Here is a 25632-nt window from a genome sequence, read left to right on the forward strand (position 1 = left end):
ATCTTGCAACTGCGTTAACCGGCCGCTGGGCGCGCGGTTGCAGCTCAAGCCGTCCGCAAAAGCCGGAACATCGTATCCGATCAGGCGTTGCACCGGGACACAAGGCCGCGAGAAGTCGCGGCAATCGGAGGCGACAGCCAGAGATTGAGGTCACCATGGCAACCACGCGAGAGCAGCGCCAGATCGTCGAAACTGCAACCGAGGCACGCCAGGGCGAGCCAGGACCGTCCGTGGCAGCGCTGCTCGCCATCTCGACCGGGCTGGCAATCCTGATCCTCGCCGTCGTCTGGTTCGTGTTCTTCCGGACCTGACGGCCAGATCGACAGGACGCTCCCGGATCTTTCGACTCGCCGCGTAACGCGGCACATTGCGCCCGCCACGCCACCGGCTCGTCCAGTGGCCTGGCGGGCGCAGTCGCATCAGTGCGAGAGCGGGTCGTAAATGACCAAAAAGTAACGTAAGCCGGTTCCCGGCGTTCATACTCAGTTCACGCCGGAATTGATCATCTGAGGCTGTCATTCATGCGGCCTATCCTTGCAACCTATCTTTGGAGAGAAGCGTGCGCCTGCTTGTTGTTGAGGACGACCCGGATCTCAATCGCCAGCTCACCAAGGCGCTGACCGACGCCGGTTACGTCGTCGATCGCGCCTTCGACGGTGAGGAGGGGCACTATCTCGGCGACAACGAACCCTACGACGCCGTGGTGCTCGATATCGGCCTGCCGAAGAAGGACGGCATCTCGGTGCTGGAGGCCTGGCGCCGCAACGGCCGCACCATGCCTGTCCTGATCCTCACCGCGCGCGATCGCTGGAGCGACAAGGTGCAGGGCTTCGATGCCGGCGCCGACGATTACGTCGCAAAGCCGTTCCATCTGGAGGAGGTGCTGGCGCGACTTCGTGCCCTGCTGCGCCGCTCGGCCGGCCATGCGCAGAGCGAACTGACCTGCGGACCGGTGACCCTCGATACGAGAACCAACAAGGTGACCGTCTCCGGCAACCCCATCAAGATGACCTCCCACGAGTATCGGCTACTGCAATATCTGATGCACCATTCCGGCCGCGTCGTCTCCCGCACCGAGCTCGTCGAGCATCTCTACGACCAGGATTTCGACCGCGACTCCAATACGATTGAGGTCTTTGTCGGCCGTATCCGCAAGAAGCTCGACGTCGACATCATCCAGACCGTCCGCGGTCTCGGCTATCTCCTGACCCCGCCAGCCGCGGGCGCCTGAAGGGTGTGGGCTTGACGGGCGGCCCGACACGCGCCTTGGTCCGGTCATGACCGCCGACGCCATGCCACCTCGCGCCTCCGGGATCATTCCGATGCCCGCCAGCTCGCTTGCGAACCGCCTGTTCCTGTCGGCGACCGCCTGGCTCGTGGTGATCCTGGCCATCACCGGCGTCGTGCTGTCCTCGGTCTACAAGAATGCCACCGAGCGCGCCTTCGATCGCCGGCTCAACCTCTATCTGCGCACGCTGATCGCCGAGGTCGCGACCCCCGACGAGCCGCCGGACCGCCAGTTCCAGTCGCTCGGCGAGCCGCTGTTCGAGCTGCCGCTGTCCGGCTGGTATTGGCAGATCACCCGCACCGACACCGAAAAGCCGGAGGTGCGCTCGTCGCGCTCGCTCTGGGACAAGAAGCTGCCGAAGCTGGAAGAGCAGGGCGCCGAGCTCACCGCCGCCGGTATCCGGCTCGCTTATGTCGACGGGCCCGAGGGCCAGAATCTGCGCATGGTGGAACGGCCGGTCGATCTCGGCGGCGACGGCAAATTTCTCGTCAGCGTCGCGGGCGACGACACCGAGATTTTCGACGAGACGCGGAGTTTTGACTATTATCTCGGCAGCACCTTCACAGCGCTCGGCATCGTGCTGCTGCTGACCACCGTGTTCCAGGTCCGCTTCGGTCTCGCACCGCTCAAGCGCATCTCGGAGTCCATTGCCGACATCCGCTCCGGGCGGGCCGAGCGGCTCGAGGGCGAATTCCCGGTCGAGATCGCGCCTTTGGCGCGCGAGACCAACGCGCTGATCGACGCCAATCGCGAGATCGTCGAGCGCGCCCGCACCCATGTCGGCAATCTCGCGCATGCGATCAAGACGCCACTCTCGGTCATCGTCAACGAGGCCGGCATCCACGCCGCCGATCCGTTCGCGGCCAAGGTCATGGAGCAGGCGGACGTGATGCGCGACCAGGTCGCCCATCATCTGGAGCGCGCCCGCATCGCCGCCAGGGTCTCCGTCGTCGGCACCGTGACGGAGGTCGCGCCCGCCATCGAGGCGTTGCGGCGGACCATGGAGAAGATCCACCGCGGCCGCGGCATCATCGTCGAGGCCAAGGCCGATCCGTCGGCAAAATTCCGCGGCGAGCGGCAGGATCTGGAGGAGATGGTCGGCAATCTCGTCGACAATGCCTGCAAATGGGCGGCCTCGCGGGTCTTTATCGAGGTTTTGGTGGAGGCCCCGCAGCAGGCCGGCGCTGGCCCGCGGCTACGGCTCATCGTCGATGATGACGGCCGTGGGTTGTCGGAGGCCGAGCGCGCCCAAGTCTCCCGGCGCGGCCAGCGCCTCGACGAGTCCAAGCCGGGATCGGGCCTCGGCCTCTCCATCGTGGTCGACCTCGCCGCACTCTATGGCGGCAGCCTCTCGCTCGGTCCGGCGCCGATCGGGGGTCTGCGCGCCGAGCTGGTGCTGCCGGGAATATGATCCCTTGTTCCGGCGCGATTTTCTGCCCTGGCCGACGTCGATCCGGACGAATTCGGGGGCATTGCGCGCGACTTCCTCAACGGCTTCTTAAGGCGCGCGCCTCTATGATCGCGCCCGGACGCATCCCACGTCCGCCACTTTACCGTGCATTACCCGGGCGCATGAGCCAGACATCGATCGAGCGGCTGAGAGAATATCTCGCGCAGCTCCCGCCGCAGGCGCAGGCGCTGCTGATGCGGGAGTTCGAGCGTGCGCTTGAGCGCGGCCAGGACACGGCTGTCGCGACCCTCGTGCTCGACCAGCTGCGCAAGATCGTGCGCAAGACCGAGGCCGACGAAGCCCCGCCGCCGCGTACCGACGATCTGTCACGGCTGCTATTCCAGGTGCTGGAGCCGTTCCTGGTCGAGGCCGGCGCCCCGACCCGGGTCGGCCAGATCCGCCGCTCTTCGCTGCATCCGATCTGGCAATGGCTCGGCCGCGACGGGGCCCCGGACAAGCTGAACGAATTCGAGACGGCGCTGGCGCATATGCCGGCTGCCGACAGTGCCGGCCAGGTCGAGGCCCTCGCGCAAAAACTCCAGGCGACGGCCGCGGACGCCATCTTCGAGCTGACCGGGCCGGGCGGTGGCGACAAGTCGCGTGCGCTCGCCCGCGTCGGCCCGCCCAACGTGATCGAGGATCTCTATTCGATCGGCGCGGTGCTCGGGGTTCGCGAGGCGCTCGGCACGCTCAACGAAAAGCTCCCGCGCTTCCTGCGCGCGTTCGGCGATCCCCAAGTCGTCGCGGTGACGGCTGCGCTCAACATTCCCGTGCTCCAGACGCCGCAGATGCTGCCCTTCGCGCTGTCGGTGGTGGTCCAGCGCATGACCGCGCCATGGCAGATCATCCGCCTCGCCATCAAGATCGCCGCATCCGACGACGAGATCCGCGTCGCGGCAACGCCCTATGGCGTCGCCGTCACGATGGCGCTGCACGATTTGTCCTGCGTTGCCGCCAATTTGCGCATGGACATCAAGCGCAGCCGCTTCGACACCGTCGCCGACAATCTGAAGGCGCTGCATGACGGTGTGCGCGGCCTGCGCACCGAGCTCGACCTGCGCAACGATTCCACCTGGGGCAAGCAGCTGACCTCGATCCGGGCCGACATCTCCAATGCCCTGCAATCGGAGATCGACAGCGTTCCCGGCCGCGTTCGCCGCATCCTGCGCCAGCGCGCCGAGAAGGATATTCCACCGGGAGCGCGGATCGACAGCACCGAGGTGGAGGAGACCGTGGCGCTGATCGATTTCGTCGCGACCTGCCGCAATTATGCCAGCGAGCTCGCGATCAACGAGGTGACGCTGCGCACCTATTCCGACCTCCAGCAATATGTCGAACGGTCGACGGAATCGCTGGTGCAGTCGCTGCGCGGCGCCGATCACAAGGTTCGCACCTACCGACAGCAGCAGGTTCAGGCCGCGATCCGCTTCTGCGAAGTGCTGTTCGGCGATGACTACGCCTCGCTGATGAGCCGCGCCGCAGAAAACGCGGCGACGGGCGAGCGCAAATCGACGCGCGCCAGCTGATTCAAACGCATATTTTGTGATCACAATTTGTAGTTGACGATGCCGGTCGTGGGCCCTACGGTCCCGTGCAAGTCCGGGGAATTTCTATTTGTAGGCGCATGAAACCACTTATCAGCTTCGTTGAAATTGAGAACCGCATCATTGTTGCGAATTATCAAAGACTGATGGTCAGCGCGAAGGTGGTGCTGGTCGAGAAGGCAAGCGGCCAGCAACTGCCCGAGACGGCCACCAGAATCGCATCACCGGTTCCGGTCGGGGCGGTGCGCATCAGGCTGCCGGACGCAATTAGACCAGGAACGTACTTCCTGAAGGCCCTCAACGGGCGTGGCGAGGACGCCGCCCAGAGCGCGGACTTCGAGATCGGCTAAGTCGTTGGATTATCACCGTTTCGGGACCGCATTGCTCGCGCCGAATTGACAATTGTCAATTGCCGCCTCATCCGGCCGTGGTGTAAAGCCACGTGGTGTAACGCCACGTGATGATGCCACGTGATAAGGCCACTCTTGGGCGCGGCTCGCGCGCTGCCGGAAGCTTGCCAGATGACGCTATGGTTCGTGTTCGCGCTGATGACGGTCGCGGCGATATTCGCCGTGCTCTGGCCGCTCGGCCGTGGCGGACGCGCAGAAAATCAGGGCAGCGAGGTCGTGGTCTACAAGGATCAGCTGGCCGAGATCGAGCGTGATCTCGCCGCAGGACTGATCGCAGCTCCCGAAGCCGAGGCCGCACGCGTCGAGATCAGCCGCAGGCTGCTCGCCGCGGCCGGCAGCGAGCCTGTGTCGGAGCCGAAGTCCAATCTCAAATGGCGTCGCGCGGCCGCCGTGCTGGCGCTCGTCGGTCTGCCTCTGGTCGCGGCTGCGATCTACGTTCCGCTCGGTTCGCCCGCGCTTCGCGACTTCCCGCTGGCGCAACGGGAGCGCGGGGCCGGATCCGGCATGGCGCAGTCGCTCGACAATCTCGTCGTGCAGGTCCAGCAACATCTGGAAAAAAATCCGACCGACGGGCGCGGCTGGAATGTGCTCGCCCCGGTGCTGGAACGGCTCGGCCGCTTCGACGATGCCGTGCGCGCCTATCGCAATTCGATCACCTATAACGGCGAGAGCCCGGAGCGCAGGGCCGATCTCGGCGAGGCGATCTCGGCCGCCGCCAGCGGCGTGGTGACGGCGGAAGCCAAGACCGAATTCGAGCGGGCGCATGCGCTGAACGCCGACGATCCCAAGGCAAACTACTTCCTCGGGCTTGCCGCCGAGCAGGACGGCCATAAGGACGATGCCGCCAATATCTGGCGCGCGTTGCTTGCGAAGGCGCCTGCCGATGCACCGTGGCGCCCCCTGGTGCAATCCTCGCTGGCGCGGGTCGGCGGCGGCGGCACGATGCCGACACTGTCGGACGAGACGATCTCAGCTTCCAAGGACATGAGCGAGGGCGATCGCGGCACGATGATCCGCGGCATGGTCGAACGTCTGGCCACCCGCTTGAAGCAGAACGGCGACGATGTCGACGGCTGGCTGCGTCTGGTGCGCGCCTATCTCGTGATGGGCGCGCGCGACAAGGCGATGGGGGCCTCAATCGATGCCCGTCAGGCGGTCGCCAACGACGCCGAGCGGCTGCACCAGCTCAACGAGGGCCTGAAGAATCTCGGGCTCGACGGATGACGATTTTGGGACGAGACGAGCAGAGAGTGGATACGCCATGACGCGCAAGCAGCGACGTATGACCATCATCGGCGGCTCGCTCGCCGTGCTTGCGCTCGCGGCCGCGCTGGTGCTCAACGCACTGCGCGACTCCATCGTGTTCTTCTCGACCCCGACCATGGTTGCCGAAAAGCACGTCCAGCCCGGCAAGCGGTTTCGCCTCGGCGGCCTGGTGCAGCCGGGCTCGCTTCAGCGTGGCGACAATCTCGCGGTGACGTTCGAAGTCGCCGATGGCGGTGCCAAACTTCCCGTCGCCTTCAAGGGCATCCTGCCTGATCTGTTCCGCGAAGGGCAGGGCATCGTCGCCGAGGGTGCGCTCGACGCCAACGGCGTGTTCAAGGCCGACACCGTGCTCGCCAAGCACGACGAGACCTACATGCCCAAGGACGTCGCCGATGCCCTGAAGAAGCAGGGGCACTGGAAGGACGATTACGGTGCGAAAGCTTCTGATGGCGTCAAGCCTGCGGCCACGACCGCGCAGGGCAATTCGCAGGGAGCGGTGCGGTGATCGCAGAAGCCGGACATTATGCGCTGGTGCTCGCGCTCGCGCTGGCACTGATTCAATCCGTCGTGCCGCCGATCGGTGCACGCTTGCACGATGCCGCGTTGATGAACGTGGCGCGCTCGACCGCGCTGGCGCAGCTGCTGTTTGTCGGCGCGTCGTTCGTTGCGCTCGTCACGTTGCACGTGACCTCGGATTTCTCCGTCGCCAACGTCTACGAGAATTCGCACTCCATGAAGCCTCTGATCTACAAGATCACCGGCGTGTGGGGAAATCATGAAGGCTCGATGCTGTTGTGGGTGTCGATCCTGGCGCTGTTCGGCGGGCTGGTCGCGGCCTTCGGCAACAATCTGCCGCTGTCACTGCGCGCGCATGTGCTTGCCGTGCAGGCCTGGATCGCCAGCGCCTTCTATCTCTTCATCCTGATGACCTCGAATCCGTTCCTGCGCATCGTCAATCCGCCGATCGAGGGACGTGATCTCAATCCGGTGCTCCAGGATATCGGCCTCGCCGTGCATCCGCCGATGCTCTATCTCGGCTATGTCGGATTCTCGATCTCGTTCTCCTTCGCGATCGCAGCGCTGATCGAGGGGCGTATCGATGCGGCCTGGGCGCGCTGGGTGCGGCCGTGGACGCTGGTGGCCTGGATCTTCCTGACGCTCGGCATCGCGATGGGCTCATACTGGGCCTATTACGAGCTCGGCTGGGGCGGCTGGTGGTTCTGGGATCCCGTCGAGAACGCCTCGCTGATGCCGTGGCTCGCCGGCACCGCGCTGCTGCATTCGGCGCTGGTGATGGAGAAGCGCAACGCGCTGAAGGTCTGGACTATCCTGCTGTCGATCCTGACCTTCTCGCTGTCACTGCTCGGCACGTTCCTAGTGCGCTCGGGCGTCATCACCTCCGTGCACGCCTTCGCCAATGATCCGACCCGCGGCGTGTTCATTCTCCTGATCCTCTGCCTGTTCATCGGCGGCAGCCTGTCGCTGTTCGCGGGGCGCGCCACGTCGTTGAAGCAGGGCGGCCTGTTCGCGCCGATCTCGCGCGAGGGCGCGCTGGTGCTGAACAATTTGCTGCTCACCGTGGCCTGCGCGGTCGTGCTGTTCGGCACGCTCTATCCGCTCGCCATGGAAGTGCTGGCCGATTTCAAGATGTCGGTCGGGGCGCCGTTCTACAATCTCAGCTTCGTGCCGCTGTTCGTCCTGCTGCTGCTCGCGGTGCCGTTCGGGCCGCTGCTGGCGTGGAAGCGGGGCGATCTGCTTGGCGTCACCCAGCGCCTGCTCACGGCCGGCGTTGCCGGGCTCGTTGTGGTCGCCATTGTCTGGGCCTGGACGCGCGGGGGCAGTGCGCTGGCGCCATTGGCGATCGGGCTTGGCGTCTTCGTCATCGGCGGTGCCCTAACGGATCTCTCCGAACGGACCGGCCTGTTTCGCCTGCCGTTCGCGACGACGCTGCACCGTGCCCGCGGCCTGCCGCGCTCGGCGTGGGGCTCGGTGTTCGCTCATGCCGGCCTCGGCGTCGCGCTGATCGGGATCGTCTGCGAGACCACCTGGAACAGCGAATATATCGCGACCATGAGGCCGAACGACGTCGCACAGGTCGCCGGCTACGAGCTGAAGCTCGACGGCCTGCTTGAACGCCAGGGACCGAACTACCGCGAGATGATTGCCCAGTTCAACGTCAGCCGGGACGGCAGTGCTCTCAGCGTCATGACGCCGTCGAAGCGCAGCTTCACCACCCGCGGCTCCTCCACCACCGAGGCTGCGTTGCTGACGCGTGGTGCCAGCCAGCTCTACATTTCGCTCGGCGACGTCACCGCCGACGGCGCCATCGCGGTACGCATCTATCACAAGCCGCTTGTGCTTCTGATCTGGTGGGGACCGGTGCTGATGGCGCTCGGCGGCATGCTGTCACTCTCGGACCGGCGCTTGCGGGTCGGCGCGCCAAAACCGGCGCGGGCCAAGCAGCGCCTGCAACCGGCGGAGTGATTTTGATGCGCCGGATGATGGCCGCGATCGTTGCGCTCGCGCTGTTGGCTGTGCCTGCGGCGCATGCCGTGCAGCCGGACGAGATCATGTCTGACCCGGCCAAGGAGGTGCGCGCGCGCGACTTGTCGCGCGAGCTGCGCTGCATGGTCTGCCAAAACCAGTCGATCGACGATTCCGACGCGCCGCTCGCGCGCGATCTGCGGCTTCTGGTGCGCGAGCGGATCGCGGCCGGCGACAGCAACGCGCAGGTGCTCGACTTCCTGGTCGCACGCTACGGCGAGTTCGTGCTGCTGAAGCCACGCTTCGAACGTCAAACCTTGTTGTTGTGGCTGCTCGCGCCGCTGCTGCTCACCGGCGGCGGCATTGCACTGTGGCTGCAACTCCGTCGCCGCTCGCGGAATGGTGCAGACGTACCTGGTCCGCCGCTGACGCCCGACGAAAAAGCGCGGCTCGCCGCATTGATGTCCGACGACGCGACCTCGCGCTAGCGGCGGTCGACAGGTTTTCGGGAACTCCATTAAGTTCCTGTCAGACAACAACTTTCAGCCTGCGATAAACTGCCGCATGCGGGGCGCGCCTTCATTACAAAAGTTTAACCCCACAGCCAGCGCGCGGTAAGGCGGAAGTCCCCATCTTCAGGACCGTAAGGTGTCGCCCATCGGCACCAAATGGATTTCAAGGCCCTGGAGACCTCCGCATGACCGACCGTCCCGATCTTACGAACCTTCCGTCCTACCGGCAGCCCCGCCGGTCGGTTTTTTCGGCCCGCAAGATCGCGCTGATGGCTTCGGTCGTCGCCGGCTTCGGTATTGCCGTCCACGGCTTCAGCCCGTCGACCTCGCCTGCCGACCTGTTCTCCAGCCCGGCGCAGGCGCAGGTCAACAATGAGGTCCGCAAGGTTGAGCGCCCGATCGGCTTCGCCGATATCGTCGAGCGCGTGAAGCCGTCGGTGATCTCGGTGAAGGTCAACATCAAGGAGAAGGTTGCCAGCAACGACAGCGATGATGATTCCTCGCCGTTCCAGCCGGGCTCGCCGATGGAGCGCTTCTTCCGCCGCTTCGGCGGACCGGACGGCTTCCCGGGCCAGAAGGGTGGTCGTGGCCGCGTCGTGCAGGGCCAGGGCTCCGGCTTCTTCATCTCGGCCGACGGCTTTGCCGTGACCAACAACCACGTGGTCGACGGCGCCGACAAGGTCGAGGTCACGACCGACGACGGCAAGACCTACAGCGCCAAGGTGATCGGCACCGATCAGCGCACCGACCTCGCTCTGATCAAGGTCGAGGGCAGCTCGAACTTCCCGTTCGCCAAGCTTGCCGACGGCAAGCCGCGGATCGGCGACTGGGTGCTGGCGGTTGGCAATCCCTTCGGCCTCGGCGGCACTGTGACCGCCGGCATCGTCTCGGCGAGCGGCCGCGACATCGGCAACGGTCCCTATGACGATTTCATCCAGATCGACGCGCCCGTGAACAAGGGCAATTCCGGCGGTCCGGCTTTCGACACCAATGGTGAAGTGATGGGTGTCAACACCGCGATCTACTCGCCCTCCGGCGGCAGCGTCGGCATCGCATTCTCGATCCCGGCCTCCACCGTGAAGACGGTCGTTGCCCAGCTCAAGGACAAGGGGTCGGTCAGCCGCGGCTGGATCGGCGTGCAAATCCAGCCGGTGACATCCGACATCGCCGACAGCCTCGGCATGAAGAAGGCCGAAGGCGCGCTGGTGGCGGAGCCGCAGGCGAATGGTCCGGCGGCCAAGGCCGGCATCGAGTCCGGCGACGTGATCACGTCGGTCAACGGCGAATCCGTCAAGGACGCCCGTGAGCTCGCCCGCACCATTGGCGGCCTGGCGCCCGGCGCGACCGTGAAGCTCAACGTGCTGCACAAGGGCCAGGACAAGGTCGTGAACCTAACCCTCGGTCAGCTGCCGAACACGGTCGAGGCCAAGGCTGATACCGATAACGACAGCGGCAAGGGCGCGAGCAAGGGCACCGACGTGCCGAAGCTCGGCATGACCGTTGCGCCCGCCAATTCCGTGGCCGGTGCCGGCAAGGACGGCGTCGTGGTCACCGAAGTCGATCCGAAGAGTGCTGCGGCCGAACGCGGCTTCAAGGAAGGCGACGTGATTCTCGAAGTCGGCGGCAAGAGCGTGAGCACTGCCGGCGATGTCCGCGACGCCATCAACACGGCGCGGACCGACAACAAGAACAGCGTCCTGATGCGGGTGAAGAGCGGCGGCCAGTCGCGCTTCGTCGCAGTGCCCCTCGCCAAGGGTTAAGCCTCAGGAGGCTACGAAATGAAGGGTGTCGCCGGCATCAGTCGCCCCCGCCGACGGCGCCCTTCGGGGGAGCAGCGTAACGTTCGCTTCCCCAGTCTACCTTCCGGTGGAATTACGCCCCCCTCCGTCGGAAGGCCTAGGGCGGTGAGGTCCCCCCAGCTTCACCGCCCGCCTTTTTCTCGATGCCAGAGTCCCTCACTCGGCTTGCATGCGATTGCCGCTCGCGCCATGTTTAGAGAAGGTTGACCTCCTTGACCGCCGCCGAACGCACAATGCGCCTCCTCATCATTGAAGACGACCGCGAATCCGCCGACTATCTCGTGAAGGCGTTTCGCGAAGTCGGACACATTGCCGACCACGCCGCCGACGGCGAGGAAGGCCTCGCCATGGCCGAGAACGGTGATTACGACGTGCTCGTGGTCGACCGCATGCTGCCCAAGCGCGACGGCCTGTCGCTGATCGGCGCGCTGCGCGACAAGGGCGAATCCACGCCAGTGCTGATTCTCTCGGCGCTCGGGCAGGTCGACGACCGCATCAAGGGCCTGCGTGCCGGCGGCGACGATTATCTGCCAAAACCCTATTCCTTCGCCGAGCTGCTGGCCCGCGTCGAGGTGCTGTCGCGCCGCCGCGGCGGTCCGGCCGAGGACACGCTCTACCGTGTCGGCGATCTCGAGCTTGACCGGCTCTCCCATCGCGTCGCCCGCGGCAAGGACGAGCTGACGCTCCAGCCGCGCGAATTCCGCCTGCTCGAATACCTCATGAAACATGCCGGCCAGGTGGTGACGCGCACCATGCTGTTGGAGAACGTCTGGGACTATCATTTCGATCCGCAGACCAACGTGATCGACGTGCACATTTCGCGGCTGCGCTCCAAGATCGACAAGGGTTTCGAGCGGCCGCTGCTGCACACGATCCGCGGCGCCGGGTATATGATCCGTGACGGCGTTCGGTAAACTCGTCCGCACCACGGCATTCCGGCTGACGCTGGTCTACCTGTTCCTGTTTGCGATTTTCGCAGCCTCGCTGCTTGGCTATTTTGCCTGGAATACGCGGCGGCTGATCACCGAAGAGATCACGCAGACGGTCAATTCCGAGACCTCGGAGATCAACGAGATCTACGGCCGCCGCGGTCTCTACGGCCTCGTGCGCACGATCGAATATCGCGCGCTGCGTCCGGGCGCCAATCTCTACCTCGTGACCACGCCGACGGGGCAGGCGGTTGCCGGCAATGTCGGCTCGCTGGCGCCGGGCGTGATGGCGACGGCGGGCTGGACGGAGACGGCCTACAAGCGGATCGAGGACGCCGACGACCGCGACCATCGTGCGCTGGTGCGGGTCACTGAACTCGAAAACGGCTTCCGGCTCCTGATCGGCCGCGACCTCGACGAGCGGCGGCGCCTGTTCGGCATCGTCGCCAAGGCGGCACAATGGTCGATCCTGATCGTCGTCGTGCTCGGCCTCGGCGGCGGCGTCTTCGTCGCCCGCAGGGTGCTGACGCGCATCGACGCGATGTCCGGCACGGCGCATCGCATCATGACCGGCGATCTCAGCGAGCGGTTGCCGGTCGGGCGCAGCGGCGACGAGCTTGACCGCCTCGCCGAAAACCTCAACGCCATGCTGGAGCGGATCGAGGCGCTGATGGCGGGGCTGAAGGAAGTCTCCGACAACATTGCCCACGACCTCAAGACCCCACTGACACGGCTCCGTAACCGCGCTGAGGAGGCGCTGGCGAAGTCGGGCTGCGAGGCCGACTACCGCGCGGCATTGGAGCGAACCATCGAGGAATCCGACGGGCTGATCCGCACCTTCAACGCGCTCCTGATGATCGCGCGCGCGGAGTCCGGTCAGGCGCGCGGCAATATGGATGATTTCGATGCCGCCGAGGTCGCCAGCGGCATCCACGAGCTCTATGAGCCGCTCGCCGAGGACGACGGCATGACCTTGAAGGTCAAGGCGGAGGTAGCGCTGGTTCACGGCAATCGCGAGCTGATCAGCCAGGCGCTCGCCAATCTGGTCGAGAACGCCATCAAATATGGCAAGCCGGCGACGCAGGCGGCGGGAACCGTGGTCAGCATGGACAGCCGTCAGATCACGATCGAGGCCAGGCGCGAGGGCGACCAGGTGCTGCTCAGCGTCACCGATCGCGGGTCCGGAATTCCGGAAGGCGACCGCAAGCATGTCGTCGAGCGCTTCGTGCGGCTTGAGGCGAGCCGTACGCTGCCGGGCTCCGGCCTCGGCCTCAGCCTCGCTTCGGCTGTTGCCACACTGCATGGTGGTGAATTGCGCCTAGGCGACGCCCTGCCCGGCCTCGTCGCCACGCTGGCGCTGCCGGCCCGCGCGGGCGCCGGCGACAGGGTTGCTCCTCCAATAGCGGATGTGCCACAGAAGGTGGCATGAACCATTCCGCGCCGGGAAACGCGGACAAGCATGGTGAGAGCCTGGCCGCGCGCTTCGCGGAGGCTCCCCATATTGCCGCTTCCGCAACCGACGAACCACGTTTCGAAAATTGGCTGGCCGAGCTTGAGCCGTCACAATTGGCCCGTCTCGAAGCGCTGCTGATTCATGCCTTCGTGCGGGATATCCTGGCCGGCATTGCGGAATTCTCGCCCTATCTGTTCGAGCTGATTCGCGCCGATCCGTTGCGGCTGATCCGGCTGCTCGAATCCGATCCGGATACGCATTTGGCGGCGCTGATCGCAGAAGCGAGGGGCGCGGTGCTCGCAGCTACCGATGAGGCCGAGGTGATGCGGCTGCTTCGCCGCATGAAGGCGGAGGCGGCGCTTCTGATCGCGCTGAGCGACATCGGCGGCGTCTGGCCGGTGATGCGGGTGACGGCTGCGCTGACCGATGTCGCCGTGTCCTCGGTGCAGGCGGCGCTCCAGTATCTGCTGCGGCAGGAAGCCGCACGCGGCAAGCTTATTCCGCCTGATCCCGAGGCGCCGGAGATCGGCTGCGGCCTGATCGTGCTCGCGATGGGCAAGATGGGCGCAGGCGAGCTGAACTATTCCAGCGACATCGACCTCATCGTGTTCTTCGATCCCGACAACACGACGCTCGCGCCCGATATCGAGCCGCAGCCGTTCTTCGTCCGGGTGACGCAGGGGATGGCGCGCATTCTCCAGCAGCGCACCTATGACGGCTACGTCTTCCGTGTCGATTTGCGGCTGCGTCCGGATCCATCTTCGACACAGGTGGCGATCTCGCGCGACGCCGCGCTGCACTACTACGAGCGGGAAGGGCGGACCTGGGAGCGTGCCGCGATGATCAAGGCGCATGCCTGTGCCGGCGATCCCAGGGCGGGCGAGGCGCTGCTCGCCGAAATCTCCCCCTTTGTCTGGCGCAAGCATCTCGACTTCGCAGCACTTGCCGACGTCCATGACATGAAGCGGCAGATGCAGACCTATCGCGGCCAGAGCGAGATCGCGGTCGAGGGCCACAACGTCAAGGTCGGCCGCGGTGGCATCCGCGAGATCGAGTTTTTCGCGCAGACCCAGCAATTGATTGCCGGCGGCCGCCATCCGGAATTGCGGGTGCGGCCGACGCTCGCTGCGCTCAACGTGCTTGCCGCCAGGGACTGGATCACGTTCGAAGCGCGCGAGGAGTTGACCAGGGCCTACGAATTCCTGCGCCGGGTCGAGCACCGCCTCCAGATGATCGCTGACGAGCAGACTCATGCGCTGCCCGACGACAAGGAGGCGGTCGAGCGCTTCGCCTGGTTCTTCGGCTATGAGAGCCGCGAAGCATTTGCGCGCGATCTGCTGCGCCAGCTCGAAATCGTTCAGGGGCATTACGAAAAGCTGTTCGAGGGCGACGACCCGACCGGAACGGCAAGCCTGCCGGCCCTCGACTACCGCGCCGGTCCGGAAGATCCGCGCCTGCTCCAGCACCTGACGACGCTCGGCTTCAAGAAGCCCGCTGCCGTCGCGCAGACCGTCTCTGACTGGATCACCGGCGACTACCGCGTGTTCCGCGTTGAGGCGACGCGAAGCGCCTTTGTCGAGTTCGTGCCGGCGCTGATCGTCGGCCTCGCGCATGCCGAGGAACCGGACCGCGCGGTCGTGGCGTTCGATCATTTCCTCAGCGCGCTTCAACGTGGCGGGCGATTGATCACGCTGCTCGGCCAGAATCGCAATCTCGTCGCGCTCGTGGCCCTGGTGCTGGGCGCCGCCCCGCGGCTTGGTGAGATGCTGGCGCGACAGCCGCAGCTCATGGACGGGCTGATCGATCCGCGCTTCTTCGGTGCGATGCCGGACAGGCGGGAATTGTCGGCCCGGCTTGCGACCACCGTGCAGGACGCGGGGTCTTACGAGGAATTCCTCGATCGCCTGCGTCTGTTCGGGCAGGAGAGCCTGTTCCTGATCGGTACGCGCATCCTCTCCGGCACCGTCTCGGCGCAGCAGGCGAGCACGGCCTTTGCCGACGTCGCCGAAGGCATCGTCCACACCGTGCATGGCCTGGTCGCGGATCGCTTCGCCGCCCAGCACGGGCGGATCAAGGGGCAGGAGACCGCGATCATCGCCATGGGCCGGCTGGGCGGCCGTGAGATGACCGCGTCCTCGGATCTCGACCTGATTCTGCTCTATGATTTCGACAGCGACGATCCGGACTCCGATGGGTCGAAGTCGCTCCAGGGCGCGCATTATTTCGCCCGCTTCACCCAGCGCCTGATCAGCGCCTTCACCACCCGCACCAATTACGGCGTGCTCTATGACATCGACATGCGGCTGCGTCCCTCCGGGCGCGCCGGGCCGGTGGCGTCAAGCCTTGCCTCCTTCGCCGACTATCAGGCCAACGAGGCCTGGACCTGGGAACACATGGCCCTGACGCGTGCGCGCGTTGTGTCGGCATCGCCCGAATTCGGCGCGCGGATCGAGAGCATCATCCGCGAGGTTCTGACCCGGCGACGCGATACCGTGGTCATCGCCAACGATGTCGCCGACATGCGCCGCGCGATTGCGCAGGAGAAGGGCGAGACCGACTATTGGGATCTCAAATATGCCGCCGGCGGCATAGTCGACATCGACTTCATCGCGCAATATCTCCAGCTCGTGCACGCGCATGACAAGCCGGGGATTCTCGACGTCAGCACGGTGCAGGTGCTGGACAATGCCGCCAAGCTCGGCGTGCTCCCGCACTCAGAGGCGGAGATATTGCGTGCGGCTGCGCGGCTCTACCAAGATTTGACGCAGATCCTGCGGCTGTGCGTCAGCGACCGCTTCAAGCCGGAAACCGCGGGCGTGGATCTTCAGCGTGTCATGGCGCGCGCTGGCGATGCCCCCGACTTCTCGTCGCTCGAGGCGCGCGTGAAGGAGACGCAAACCGAGGTACGGCGCGTGTTCCTGGCCTTGGTCGGCAATCGCGGCTAATTCGGCTTTGTCAGCGCTGGCGCGTTCGCGGCCGGCTTGATCTGCACCGGTATGGATTTGTAAGACGGTGTTCCCGATTTCTCGTCGTAATGATCGAGCGCGACCAGCACGTTGGCCTCCGGGTAATAGGCTGCGACCGATCCCTCCGCGATCTTGTAGGCGACCGCGGTCACTCCGCGCAGGATGCGCTCGCTCAGGCCCGCCTCGGCCGCATCATCGACGCTGACATCGACGACGTCACCATGGCTCAATCCGCGCTTCGCAAGATCCTCCGCGTTGACGAAGACAACGTCGCGGCGTCCCTTGATGCCCCGATAGCGGTCGTTCAGCCCATACAGTGTCGTGTTGTACTGGTCGTGGCTGCGGATCGTGGTCAGCGTCAGCGCGTCCGCGTTGGGCGGATCTTCTTCGAGGCCAGGATAGATCAGGAAGTTGGCTTTCTTGCTCGGCGTCAGCCATTCGCGTTCGGAGGCCGCGTTGCGCAGGCGGAAGCCGCCGGGATGCAGGATGCGGGCGTTGAAATCCTTGAAGGCAGGAAATACGCCTTCGATGCCGTCGCGTATCCTGTTGTAGTCCGCGATCATCTCGGACCACTGCACCCTGGTGTTTGGCAGCGTCGCCATCGCCATTTCGGCGATGATTGCCGGTTCGGATTTCAGGTGCTCCGAGGCCGGTTTCAGGCCGCCGCGGGAGGCATGCACCATCGACATCGAATCTTCCACCGTGACCGCCTGCGGGCCCGTCGCCTGCGTATCGATTTCAGTGCGTCCCAGGCAGGGCAGGATGAACGATTGCTTGGCCAGCAACAGGTGCGAGCGATTGAGTTTCGTCGCGATATGGACGGCGAGATCAAGTCCACGCATGGCCTCGAAAGTCGCCTTGGGGTCCGGCATGGCGACGGCCAGGTTACCGCCGAGGCAGATCAGTGCCTTCGAACGACCGTCCCGGATGGCTTCGACGGCCTCGACCGCGTTATGTCCCTTCGCGCGCGGCGGCTCGAAGCCGAACACACGGACGATCCCGTCGAGCAGGGCGTCATTTGGAATTTCGGTGATGCCGACGGTCCGGTCGCCCTGCACGTTGGAATGGCCGCGGAGCGGCGAGACGCCGGCCCCTTCGCGCCCGATATTGCCGCGAAGCATCAGCAGATTGGCGATCTGCTGCACGTTGCCGGTGCCGTGGCGGTGCTGGGTGATGCCCATACCGTAATTGATGATGACGCGATTGGCGTTGGCGTACACGGTGCCGATGGCTTCAATATCGGATCGCGGCAGACCGGAAGCTTGTTCGATCGCATCCCAGTCCGTTGCTTCGATATCCGCCAGCAGGGCCTCGACGCCCGAGGTGTGGGCCGTGATGAATTCGCGGTCGAGCACGCCGGGGCCACCCTCCGCGAGGCTCTTGGCGTCGAGTGCAAGCAGGGTCTTCATCATTCCCTTCAGCACCGCGATGTCGCCGCCGACCTTGACCAGATAGTAGGAGGATGCGATCGGCGTGGAATCGAGTGTCAACATCTCCACCGGACTCTGCGGCGATGTAAATCGCTCCAGGCCGCGTTCGCGAAGCGGATTGATCGCAATGATCGGCACGCCGCGTTTGGAAGCCTCGCGCAGCGTCGTCAGCATGCGCGGATGATTGGTGCCGGGATTGTGGCCGATGCAGAAAATGCAATCGCTGTGGTCGAAATCTTCCAGCGTCACGGTGCCTTTGCCGACCCCGATCGATTCCGGCAGGCCGACGCTGGTGGCCTCGTGGCACATGTTCGAGCAATCGGGAAAGTTATTGGTGCCGTATTCGCGAACGAACAACTGATACAAAAATGCGGCCTCGTTCGAGGCGCGGCCCGATGTGTAGAATTCCGCCATGTTGGGATCGGGCAGGGCGCGCAGCGCCGCGCCGATCTGGCTCATCGCGTCCTGCCACGAGATCGGCAGATACCGATCGGTGGCGCGGTCGTAGACCATCGGATGGGTGAGACGGCCTTCATTTTCGAGGTCGAAATCCTGCCAGCTCCATAGCTCGCTGACGGTGTGGCTTGCGAAAAACTCGGGCGTGGTTCGCTTTGCCGTCGCCTCCCACGACACCGCCTTGGCGCCATTTTCACAGAATTCGAACGAGGAGGTGTGCTTCGGGTCCGGCCAGGCACAGCCCGGGCAATCGAAGCCGTGGGGCTGGTTCATGGTCAGAAGGCCATGGGTCTCCTTGCCGACGGCCATCTGCCCCCGAACCGCGTCGGCGACAGCTTTGAGCGCGCCCCAGCCTGCGGCTGCGCCCTGGTAGTCTTCAATGCCTTCGAGCTTCTTTTTGGTCATCGGCCGTCCTGTCGTCGTCTGAAGCGACAGGATAGTGCCGGCGCGCGCCGATGAGCCACGCAATAATTTGCGAGCTGACATGTGGCCGCGCCGCATATCAGAGGCTGCGGCGAGATAATCGTGCGATTTTGATAGAGTGACGCTGCGCGGCGCCTGCGCTCAGGGCTGCTTCAGCGAGGTCAGGGCTTCGAGCACGTTCGGCTCAAGTCCGGCGCCGCCGGCGTCGAGGTGAGCGAAGATCGCGCGCTTCATCCGGGGGTCCCAGAACTTCTTGATGTGCTCGGCGATCCCCGGCACGGCCTTGTCGTGGCCCTGGCTGCGGAAGAATGTGCCGATCTGGTTGGCCATGTAGACGAGGCGGTCAGGCGACGACATGGATAATCTCCGAAGCACGATGAGCCGTGACGCGGCCCTGGTGCGTGAACACTTCAAACCCGTCGCTGCGAGCAATCGCGATCAGCGTGATGCCGGCGGCCTCTGCGGCGCGGACTGCGAGCGCGGTGGGTGCGGAGACCGCGACCAGCACAGGCGCGCCGATTGCGGCCGTCTTCTGCACCATCTCGACCGAGACACGGCTCGTCAGCAGCACCATCCCGACGCTCGCGTCTGTCCGGCTACGCGCCAACGAACCTGCGAGCTTGTCGAGTGCGTTGTGGCGGCCGACATCTTCGCGCAGGGCTACGATGCCATGCGATGGCGACCAAAATGCCGCTCCGTGGACCGCGCGGGTCTGGATATTGATCGATTGCAGGGGAGCAATGGCCTGCATCGCCGCCATGATCTGTTCGGGCGTGAAGGTCTCCCCCTGCGGCACGATCGCCGCGGGCCGCACGGCTTCCGCAATGGAGTCGATGCCGCAAATGCCACAGCCGGTCGGGCCCGCGATGTGACGACGGCGCTCGCTGATGCGTCCGGCTTGCTCCGAGGCCAGCCACATCCGCAGCTCGATCCCGTCGTCGAGGCGGACCACCTCGAGCGACCGGATCTCGTCGACGGATTTGACGATACCTTCGTCCAGGCTGAAGCCGACCGCGAAGTCTTCGAGGTTCTGCGGCGTTCCCATCATGACGGCATAGGTGCCGCCATTATAGGTTAGCGCCAGCGGCGTCTCCTCGGGGATCAGGCGCGTGCCTTCAGACGCAACACCGTCGCGCCAGATTTCGCGGTCGATGGCCTGGACCGGCACGTGCATGCGTTACTCCGCAGCCTCAGCTGGCGCGATACGGCGGGAGTGCCGCGCCTGCTCGTCGTAGGTCTTCTGCCAGTCGGACGGGCCGTTCGACGGCGAGATCTGCACTGCCGTCACTTTATACTCGGGACAGTTGGTCGCCCAGTCCGAATATTCGGTCGTGATCACGTTGGCCTGTGTGTCCGGGTGGTGGAAGGTGGTGTAGACGACGCCCGGCGCGACGCGGTCGGTGATCTCCGCGCGCAGTGTGGTCTCGCCGGCACGGCTCTTCAGCCGCACCCAGTCGCCATCGCGTACACCGCGCTGCTCGGCGTCGTGCGGATGGATCTCCAGCCGGTCCTCGGCATGCCAGACCACGTTGTCGGTGCGCCTTGTCTGCGCGCCGACATTGTACTGGCTGAGGATGCGCCCCGTCGTGAGCAGCAGCGGGAAGCGCGGGCCGGTGCGCTCGTCGGTGGCGACATATTCGGTGACGACGAACTTGCCCTTGCCGCGGACGAAGCCGCCGATATGCATCACCGGTGTGCCCTCCGGCGCCTTCTCGTTGCAGGGCCACTGCACCGAGCCGAGCTCGTCGAGTTTGGCGTAGGACACGCCGGTGAAGGTCGGCGTCAGTGCCGCGATCTCGTCCATGATCTCGGACGGGTGGTTGTAGGGCATGTCGTAGCCCATGGCCTTGGCGAGGGCGATGGTGACCTCCCAGTCGGCCATGCCGTTCTTCGGCGTCATCACCTTGCGGACGCGCTGGATGCGGCGTTCGGCGTTGGTGAAGGTGCCGTCCTTCTCGAGGAAGCTCGAGCCGGGCAGGAAGACATGGGCGTAGTTCGCAGTCTCGTTCAGGAAGAGGTCGTGAACGATGACGCATTCCATCGACGACAGCGCCGAGACCACATGCTTGGTGTTCGGATCGGATTGCAGGATGTCCTCGCCCTGCACGTAGATGCCCATGAACGTGCCTTCGATCGCGGCATCGAACATGTTGGGAATGCGCAGGCCCGGCTCGGGGTTGAGCTTGACGTTCCACAGCGCCTCGAACTGATCGCGCACGGCGTCGCCCGAGATGTGGCGATAACCAGGGAGCTCGTGCGGGAACGAGCCCATGTCGCAGGCGCCCTGAACGTTGTTCTGACCGCGCAGCGGGTTCACGCCAACGCCGGGACGGCCGATATTACCGGTCGCCATCGCCAGGTTGGCGATCGCGATCACGGTGGTCGAGCCCTGGCTGTGCTCTGTGACGCCGAGGCCGTAATAGATCGCGGCATTGCCGCCGGTGGCGTAGATGCGGGCCGCTTCGCGCAGATCCTGCGGATCGACGCCGGTCAGGATTGCGGTCGCCTCCGGGCTGTGCTTCGGCTGGGCGACGAAGGCGGCCCATTCCTCGAACTCGGTCCAGTCGCAGCGTTCGCGCACGAAGGCTTCGTTGGCGAGACCCTCGGTGACGATGACATGCGCCAGCGCCGTCACGACCGCAACGTTCGTTCCGGGCATCAGCGGCAGATGCAGCGCCTTCACATGGGGTGATTCCACCATTTCGGTCCGGCGCGGATCGATCACGATCAGCTTGGTACCCTGGCGCAGCCGCTTCTTCAGGCGGGAGGCGAAGACGGGATGAGCCGAAGCCGGATTTGCGCCGATGATCAAGGCGACGTCGGTATTCTCGACCGAGTCGAAATCCTGCGTGCCGGCGGAGGTGCCGTAGGTGACGGACAGCCCATAGCCGGTCGGCGAGTGGCAGACGCGGGCGCAGGTGTCGACATTGTTGTTGCCGAAGCCGGCGCGGATCAACTTCTGCACCAGATAGGTTTCTTCGTTGGTGCAGCGGGAGGAGGTGATGCCGCCGATGGCGTCGCGGCCGTATTTTTTCTGGATGCCGCGCATCTTTGCCGCGGCAAACGAGAACGCTTCGTCCCAGGAGACCTCTTGCCAGGGATCCTCGATCCGCTCGCGGATCATCGGCTTGAGGATGCGCTCCTTGTGGTTGGTGTAGCCCCAGGCGAAGCGGCCCTTGACGCAGGAATGGCCGCGATTGGCCTTGCCGTCCTTGTACGGCACCATGCGCACGACTTCCTCGCCGCGCATCTCGGCCTTGAAGGTGCAGCCGACGCCGCAATAGGCGCAGGTGGTGACGACCGAATGCTCGGGCTGGCCGATCTCGATCACCGACTTTTCCGTCAGCGTCGCGGTCGGGCAGGCCTGCACGCAGGCGCCGCAGGAGACGCATTCGGAGCCGAGAAAACTCTCGCTCATGCCGGGGGAGACGCGGCTGTCAAAGCCGCGGCCCGAGATCGTCAGCGCGAAGGTGCCTTGTACTTCTTCGCAGGCGCGGACGCAGCGCGAGCAGACGATGCACTTCGAAGGGTCATACGTGAAGTAGGGGTTGGATTCGTCCTTCGGCATCCAGGCGGCGTTGATCTCGCCGTGGGACTTGGCGAAGACGTGGTTCTCGCCCTCATAGCCGTAGCGGACGTCGCGCAGGCCCACCGCGCCCGCCATGTCCTGCAATTCGCAATCGCCATTGGCGCCGCAGGTGAGGCAGTCGAGTGGATGGTCGGAGATGTAGAGCTCCATCACGCCCTTGCGCAGCTTCTTCAGCCGCTCGCTCTGGGTGTGCACGACGAGGCCGGGCATGACAGGCGTGGTGCAGGAGGCCGGCGTGCCGGCGCGGCCCTCGATCTCGACGACGCAGAGACGGCAGGAGCCGAAGGCGTCGACCATGTCGGTCGCGCAGAGCTTTGGGATCTGGTGGCCGGCGTCCATCGCGGCCCGCATGATCGAGGTGCCCTCGGGCACCGTGACTTGGTTGCCGTCGATGGTCAGCGTCACCATCGTTTCCGATTTGGAGCGCGGCGTGCCGTAGTCGATTTCTTCGATCAGAGACATCGTTGTTCTCCTATTCCGCGGCCTGAAGCGTGGTCGGGGCCGGGACGAAATCCTCCCGGAAGTGCTTCAATGCGCTCAGCACAGGGTACGGCGTGAAGCCGCCGAGTGCGCAGAGCGAGCCGAATTTCATGGTGTTGCAGAGGTCCTCGACGAGCGCGAGGTTTTCGCTGACGCGCTCGCCGCGGATGATCTTCTCGATGGTCTCGACGCCGCGGGTCGAACCGATCCGGCACGGTGTGCACTTGCCGCAGGATTCGACCGCGCAGAACTCCATCGCAAAGCGCGCCTGCTTGCGCATGTCGACGCTGTCGTCGAACACGACGATGCCGCCATGGCCGATCAGGCCGTCGCGTGCGGCGAAGGCTTCGTAGTCGAACGGTGTATCGAACAGCGCGCGGGGGAAATAGGCGCCCAGGGGACCGCCGACTTGCACCGCGCGAACGGGACGGCCCGTAAACGTGCCGCCGCCGATGTCATCGACGAGCTCGCCGAGCGTCACGCCGAACGCGGTCTCGAACAGCCCGCCCTGGCGAATGTTGCCGGCGAGCTGGATCGGCATCGTGCCGCGCGAGCGGCCCATGCCGAAATCGGCATAGGCCCTGGCGCCTTCGGAGAGTATGAAGGGGATGGCTGCGAACGACAGCACGTTGTTGATGACGGTCGGCTTGCCGAACAGGCCGTGATGCGCCGGCAGCGGCGGTTTTGCGCGCACGAGGCCGCGGCGGCCTTCGAGGCTTTCCAGCAGCGAGGTCTCTTCGCCGCAGACGTAAGCGCCGGCGCCAACGCGGACTTCGAGATCGAAACTGTACGTGGAGCCGCCGATTTTGCTGCCGAGATAGCCGCCGCGCTCTGCTGCGATGATCGCAGCTTTCATCGCCTCGATGGCGTGCGGATATTCGCTGCGAATGTAGATGTAGCCCTTGGTCGCGCCGACAGTGATCGCGGCGGTCGTCATGCCCTCGATGACCAGGAAGGGATCGCCCTCCATGATCATGCGGTCGGCGAAGGTGCCGCTGTCGCCTTCGTCGGCGTTGCAGACGATGAATTTGCGGTCGGCCTTCGTCTGCGCCACCGTCTTCCACTTGATGCCGGTCGGGAAGCCCGCGCCGCCGCGGCCGCGCAGACCGGATGCGGTGACCTCGGCGAGGATCGCGTCGGAGCCGAGCGACAGCGCGCGCTCCAGGCCCTTGTAGCCGCCATGGGCGCGGTAGTCGTCGAGCGAGCGCGGATCGATCACGCCGCAACGGGCGAAGGTGAGGCGGGTCTGGCGCTTGAGCCAGGGAAGCTCGTCTGCGACGCCAAGCCGCAGCGGATGCGGCCCGTTGCTCGCCATGGACTCGAATACGGAGGCGACGTCCTCCGTGCTCACCGGGCCATAGGCAACGCGGCCCTCAGGGGTCGCGACTTCGACCATCGGCTCCAGCCAGCAAAGCCCGCGTGAGCCGGTCCGGACGATCTCGATCGGCAGGCCGCGCTTCTGTGCGATCTGCTCGAACGCTGTTGCAACTTCATCGGCGCCGACGGCGACGGCAGCCGCATCGCGGGGAACGAAGATTTTCATCTTCATCGCTGCGCCTCCGCAACCAGTGCGTCGAGGCGCTTCTCGTCGAGCCGCCCGACGAGGCGGCCGTCGAGCATCGCGGACGGCGCGGTCGCGCACAGCCCGAGGCAGTAGATCGGCTCCAGCGTGACGCGATCATCCGCCGTGGTATTTCCAAGGGAAACGCCGAGCTTCGCTTCCGCGCGCGCAGCCAGCGCATCGCCGCCCGCAGCCTGACAAGCTTCGGCGCGACAGAGCTTCAGCACATGGCGGCCGGCCGGCTTGTGGCGGAAATCATGGTAGAACGTGAACACGCCATGGACCTCGGCGCGCGACAAATTCAGTGCCTGCGCCACCATGGGAATTGCCGCCTCCGGGATATAGCCGAATGCCTCCTGGAGCGCGTGCAGGATGACCAGCGTCGCACCCTCCTGCCTGGCGTGTTCGGCGATGATCTCGGCGCCGCGCGTCTCGTCCCAAGGCTCGTAACAAGGCTCGTAAACCGCTGTCATTCTTCGTTCTCAACCAGAGCGTCCCTGCCTCGCAAACTATTTGGAATCGTTCAAAGATCAATAAAGCTGTCTCATGCTGCGATTGCGAATTCAGATCGATTGACGGATGCAATCGGACGATATGAAACTGCAATCGACGGCCTTTCCACCGCCCGGTTTTTACGTGTTGGCAGGGGTGGGCCGTGCTAGCTTGTATGCCACGACAGAATCCGAGGGGACGACCGGTTGCTCGACAAGCTTGAACTGCTGCTGGCGCTCGCAAAGGAGCGGCATTTCGGGCGCGCGGCGGAGGGCTGCGGCGTGACCCAGCCGACGATGTCGACCGGGCTGAAGCAGCTCGAGGAGATCCTGGGCGTGATGCTGGTCCAGCGCGGGTCCCGGTTCCAGGGTTTCACGCCTGAAGGCGAGCGGGCGCTGGATTGGGCGCGGCGGATCGTGGGCGATGCCCGGGCGATGCGCCAGGAGATCAACTCGCTCAAGGACAAGCTGTCCGGCGAGATCCGCATCGCAGCGATCCCGACCGTGCTCGGCATGGTCGCCGCGCTGACCACGCCGTTCCGCGCCAAGCATCCTGAGGTGCGCTTCCGCATCCAGTCCACGACGTCTTCGGAAGTGCTGGGGCTGCTCGAAAATCTCGAGGTCGATGCGGGGCTGACCTATATCGAGAACGAGCCGATCGGCAAGGTGCGCACCATTCCGCTCTACAACGAGAGCTATCGTCTCCTGACCGCACCGGATGCGATGTTCGGCGACCGCGAGTCCGTGACCTGGACCGAGGTCGGGCAAGTGCCGTTGTGCCTGCTGACGCCCGATATGCAGAACCGCCGCATTATCGATCGTGCGCTGCGCTCGGTCGGCGCGGAAGCGACGCCGACCTTGACCTCGAACTCGCTGCTGGTGCTGTACACGCATGTGAAGACGGGGCGGTGGGCCAGCGTGATGCCGGCGAAGCTCGCCGAGACGCTCGGCCTGTCCGACAAGGTCCGCTCGATCCCGATCGTCGATCCCGAGGTCAATTACAGCATTGGCCTGGTGATCCCGCAGCGCGATCCGATGACGCCGCTGATCGCGGCGCTGGTCAATATCGCGCGCGAAGTGGCGCCGACGCTGCAATCGTGA

At 65.1% G+C, this 25632-nt stretch carries 20 protein-coding genes; 14 read left to right on the forward strand and 6 right to left on the reverse strand.

Annotated features, from left to right (window positions below; genetic code table 11):
• The first annotated feature begins 155 nt into the window (after positions 1 to 155).
• The 13 genes from UB31_RS42185 to UB31_RS16150 all read left to right on the forward strand — a co-directional run bounded on the left by UB31_RS42185 (position 156) and on the right by UB31_RS16150 (position 16080).
• Positions 156 to 311, forward strand: coding sequence for a hypothetical protein (locus UB31_RS42185; RefSeq protein WP_195799075.1), 156 nt, complete (start codon positions 156 to 158; stop codon positions 309 to 311).
• A gap of 248 nt (positions 312 to 559) precedes the next feature.
• Positions 560 to 1231, forward strand: coding sequence for a response regulator transcription factor (locus UB31_RS16095; RefSeq protein ID WP_045006433.1), 672 nt, complete (start codon positions 560 to 562; stop codon positions 1229 to 1231).
• A gap of 91 nt (positions 1232 to 1322) precedes the next feature.
• Complete coding sequence (locus UB31_RS16100; RefSeq protein WP_045011552.1) at positions 1323 to 2699, forward strand: ATP-binding protein; 1377 nt, start codon at positions 1323 to 1325, stop codon at positions 2697 to 2699.
• A gap of 161 nt (positions 2700 to 2860) precedes the next feature.
• Entirely contained in the window at positions 2861 to 4264 is a 1404-nt protein-coding gene (locus tag UB31_RS16105; protein WP_045011553.1) for a hypothetical protein, read from the forward strand.
• Positions 4265 to 4362: 98 nt separating this feature from the next.
• Positions 4363 to 4632 (forward strand): hypothetical protein, encoded by a 270-nt coding sequence (locus tag UB31_RS16110; protein WP_045011554.1) that lies wholly within the window; start codon positions 4363 to 4365, stop codon positions 4630 to 4632.
• 171 nt (positions 4633 to 4803) lie between these two features.
• Positions 4804 to 5916 (forward strand): c-type cytochrome biogenesis protein CcmI, encoded by a 1113-nt coding sequence (gene ccmI / locus UB31_RS16115; protein ID WP_045011555.1) that lies wholly within the window; start codon positions 4804 to 4806, stop codon positions 5914 to 5916.
• A gap of 37 nt (positions 5917 to 5953) precedes the next feature.
• Positions 5954 to 6463, forward strand: coding sequence for a cytochrome c maturation protein CcmE (gene ccmE, locus UB31_RS16120; RefSeq protein ID WP_045006429.1), 510 nt, complete (start codon positions 5954 to 5956; stop codon positions 6461 to 6463).
• On the forward strand, positions 6460 to 8442 hold the full coding sequence (locus UB31_RS16125; RefSeq protein WP_045011556.1) for a heme lyase CcmF/NrfE family subunit: 1983 nt from the start codon (positions 6460 to 6462) through the stop codon (positions 8440 to 8442). The genes ccmE and UB31_RS16125 overlap by 4 nt, the downstream gene beginning before the upstream one ends.
• A 5-nt stretch (positions 8443 to 8447) precedes the next feature.
• Positions 8448 to 8930: a cytochrome c-type biogenesis protein gene (locus UB31_RS16130; protein ID WP_045011557.1), complete on the forward strand. Its 483-nt coding sequence runs from the start codon at positions 8448 to 8450 to the stop codon at positions 8928 to 8930.
• 209 nt (positions 8931 to 9139) lie between these two features.
• A complete protein-coding gene (locus UB31_RS16135; protein ID WP_045011558.1) occupies positions 9140 to 10714 on the forward strand; it encodes a Do family serine endopeptidase in 1575 nt (524 codons plus the stop codon).
• Positions 10715 to 10986: 272 nt separating this feature from the next.
• Positions 10987 to 11667, forward strand: a complete 681-nt coding sequence (locus UB31_RS16140; protein WP_045011835.1) for a response regulator transcription factor — start codon at positions 10987 to 10989, stop codon at positions 11665 to 11667.
• Entirely contained in the window at positions 11651 to 13111 is a 1461-nt protein-coding gene (locus UB31_RS16145; RefSeq protein ID WP_045011559.1) for a sensor histidine kinase, read from the forward strand. The genes UB31_RS16140 and UB31_RS16145 overlap by 17 nt, the downstream gene beginning before the upstream one ends.
• The gene (locus UB31_RS16150; RefSeq protein WP_045011560.1) at positions 13108 to 16080 is read left to right on the forward strand and encodes a bifunctional [glutamine synthetase] adenylyltransferase/[glutamine synthetase]-adenylyl-L-tyrosine phosphorylase; all 2973 of its coding nucleotides are present in this window, start codon (positions 13108 to 13110) and stop codon (positions 16078 to 16080) included. Before UB31_RS16145 ends, UB31_RS16150 begins: the two co-directional genes overlap by 4 nt.
• Here UB31_RS16150 and UB31_RS16155 read toward each other — a convergent pair.
• The 6 genes from UB31_RS16155 to UB31_RS16180 form a co-directional block, all read right to left on the reverse strand.
• Positions 16077 to 18392: an FdhF/YdeP family oxidoreductase gene (locus tag UB31_RS16155; RefSeq protein ID WP_045011836.1), complete on the reverse strand. Its 2316-nt coding sequence runs from the start codon at positions 18390 to 18392 to the stop codon at positions 16077 to 16079. The genes UB31_RS16150 and UB31_RS16155 overlap by 4 nt on opposite strands.
• Before the next feature lie 159 nt (positions 18393 to 18551).
• Positions 18552 to 18767, reverse strand: coding sequence for a formate dehydrogenase subunit delta (locus tag UB31_RS16160; protein WP_045006424.1), 216 nt, complete (start codon positions 18765 to 18767; stop codon positions 18552 to 18554).
• Entirely contained in the window at positions 18754 to 19584 is an 831-nt protein-coding gene (fdhD, locus tag UB31_RS16165) for a formate dehydrogenase accessory sulfurtransferase FdhD (protein WP_045011561.1), read from the reverse strand. Before fdhD ends, UB31_RS16160 begins: the two co-directional genes overlap by 14 nt.
• Before the next feature lie 3 nt (positions 19585 to 19587).
• A complete protein-coding gene (gene fdhF, locus UB31_RS16170) occupies positions 19588 to 22461 on the reverse strand; it encodes a formate dehydrogenase subunit alpha (protein WP_045011562.1) in 2874 nt (957 codons plus the stop codon).
• A gap of 10 nt (positions 22462 to 22471) precedes the next feature.
• A complete protein-coding gene (locus tag UB31_RS16175) occupies positions 22472 to 24028 on the reverse strand; it encodes a formate dehydrogenase beta subunit (RefSeq protein ID WP_045011563.1) in 1557 nt (518 codons plus the stop codon).
• Positions 24025 to 24513: a formate dehydrogenase subunit gamma gene (locus tag UB31_RS16180; RefSeq protein ID WP_045011564.1), complete on the reverse strand. Its 489-nt coding sequence runs from the start codon at positions 24511 to 24513 to the stop codon at positions 24025 to 24027. Before UB31_RS16180 ends, UB31_RS16175 begins: the two co-directional genes overlap by 4 nt.
• 225 nt (positions 24514 to 24738) lie before the next feature.
• On the opposite strand from UB31_RS16180, the gene UB31_RS16185 reads away from it, so the two are divergent.
• Positions 24739 to 25632, forward strand: a complete 894-nt coding sequence (locus tag UB31_RS16185) for a LysR family transcriptional regulator (RefSeq protein WP_045011565.1) — start codon at positions 24739 to 24741, stop codon at positions 25630 to 25632.

It is taken from the genome of Bradyrhizobium sp. LTSP849 (assembly GCF_000938255.1).
GTDB lineage: Bacteria > Pseudomonadota > Alphaproteobacteria > Rhizobiales > Xanthobacteraceae > Bradyrhizobium.

What these genes read in the sequence shown, in the direction of transcription:
- UB31_RS16160 (WP_045006424.1), bottom strand. Translation starts at nt 18,767, where the DNA reads ATGTCGTCGCCTGACCGCCTCGTCTACATGGCCAACCAGATCGGCACA.
- UB31_RS16175 (WP_045011563.1), bottom strand. Translation starts at nt 24,028, where the DNA reads ATGAAGATGAAAATCTTCGTTCCCCGCGATGCGGCTGCCGTCGCCGTC.
- fdhF (WP_045011562.1), bottom strand. Translation starts at nt 22,461, where the DNA reads ATGTCTCTGATCGAAGAAATCGACTACGGCACGCCGCGCTCCAAATCG.
- UB31_RS16180 (WP_045011564.1), bottom strand. Translation starts at nt 24,513, where the DNA reads ATGACAGCGGTTTACGAGCCTTGTTACGAGCCTTGGGACGAGACGCGC.
- fdhD (WP_045011561.1), bottom strand. Translation starts at nt 19,584, where the DNA reads ATGCACGTGCCGGTCCAGGCCATCGACCGCGAAATCTGGCGCGACGGT.
- UB31_RS16155 (WP_045011836.1), bottom strand. Translation starts at nt 18,392, where the DNA reads ATGACCAAAAAGAAGCTCGAAGGCATTGAAGACTACCAGGGCGCAGCC.
- UB31_RS16105 (WP_045011553.1), top strand. Translation starts at nt 2,861, where the DNA reads ATGAGCCAGACATCGATCGAGCGGCTGAGAGAATATCTCGCGCAGCTC.
- UB31_RS16130 (WP_045011557.1), top strand. Translation starts at nt 8,448, where the DNA reads ATGCGCCGGATGATGGCCGCGATCGTTGCGCTCGCGCTGTTGGCTGTG.
- UB31_RS16150 (WP_045011560.1), top strand. Translation starts at nt 13,108, where the DNA reads ATGAACCATTCCGCGCCGGGAAACGCGGACAAGCATGGTGAGAGCCTG.
- ccmE (WP_045006429.1), top strand. Translation starts at nt 5,954, where the DNA reads ATGACGCGCAAGCAGCGACGTATGACCATCATCGGCGGCTCGCTCGCC.
- ccmI (WP_045011555.1), top strand. Translation starts at nt 4,804, where the DNA reads ATGACGCTATGGTTCGTGTTCGCGCTGATGACGGTCGCGGCGATATTC.
- UB31_RS16140 (WP_045011835.1), top strand. Translation starts at nt 10,987, where the DNA reads ATGCGCCTCCTCATCATTGAAGACGACCGCGAATCCGCCGACTATCTC.
- UB31_RS42185 (WP_195799075.1), top strand. Translation starts at nt 156, where the DNA reads ATGGCAACCACGCGAGAGCAGCGCCAGATCGTCGAAACTGCAACCGAG.
- UB31_RS16110 (WP_045011554.1), top strand. Translation starts at nt 4,363, where the DNA reads ATGAAACCACTTATCAGCTTCGTTGAAATTGAGAACCGCATCATTGTT.
- UB31_RS16100 (WP_045011552.1), top strand. Translation starts at nt 1,323, where the DNA reads ATGCCCGCCAGCTCGCTTGCGAACCGCCTGTTCCTGTCGGCGACCGCC.
- UB31_RS16135 (WP_045011558.1), top strand. Translation starts at nt 9,140, where the DNA reads ATGACCGACCGTCCCGATCTTACGAACCTTCCGTCCTACCGGCAGCCC.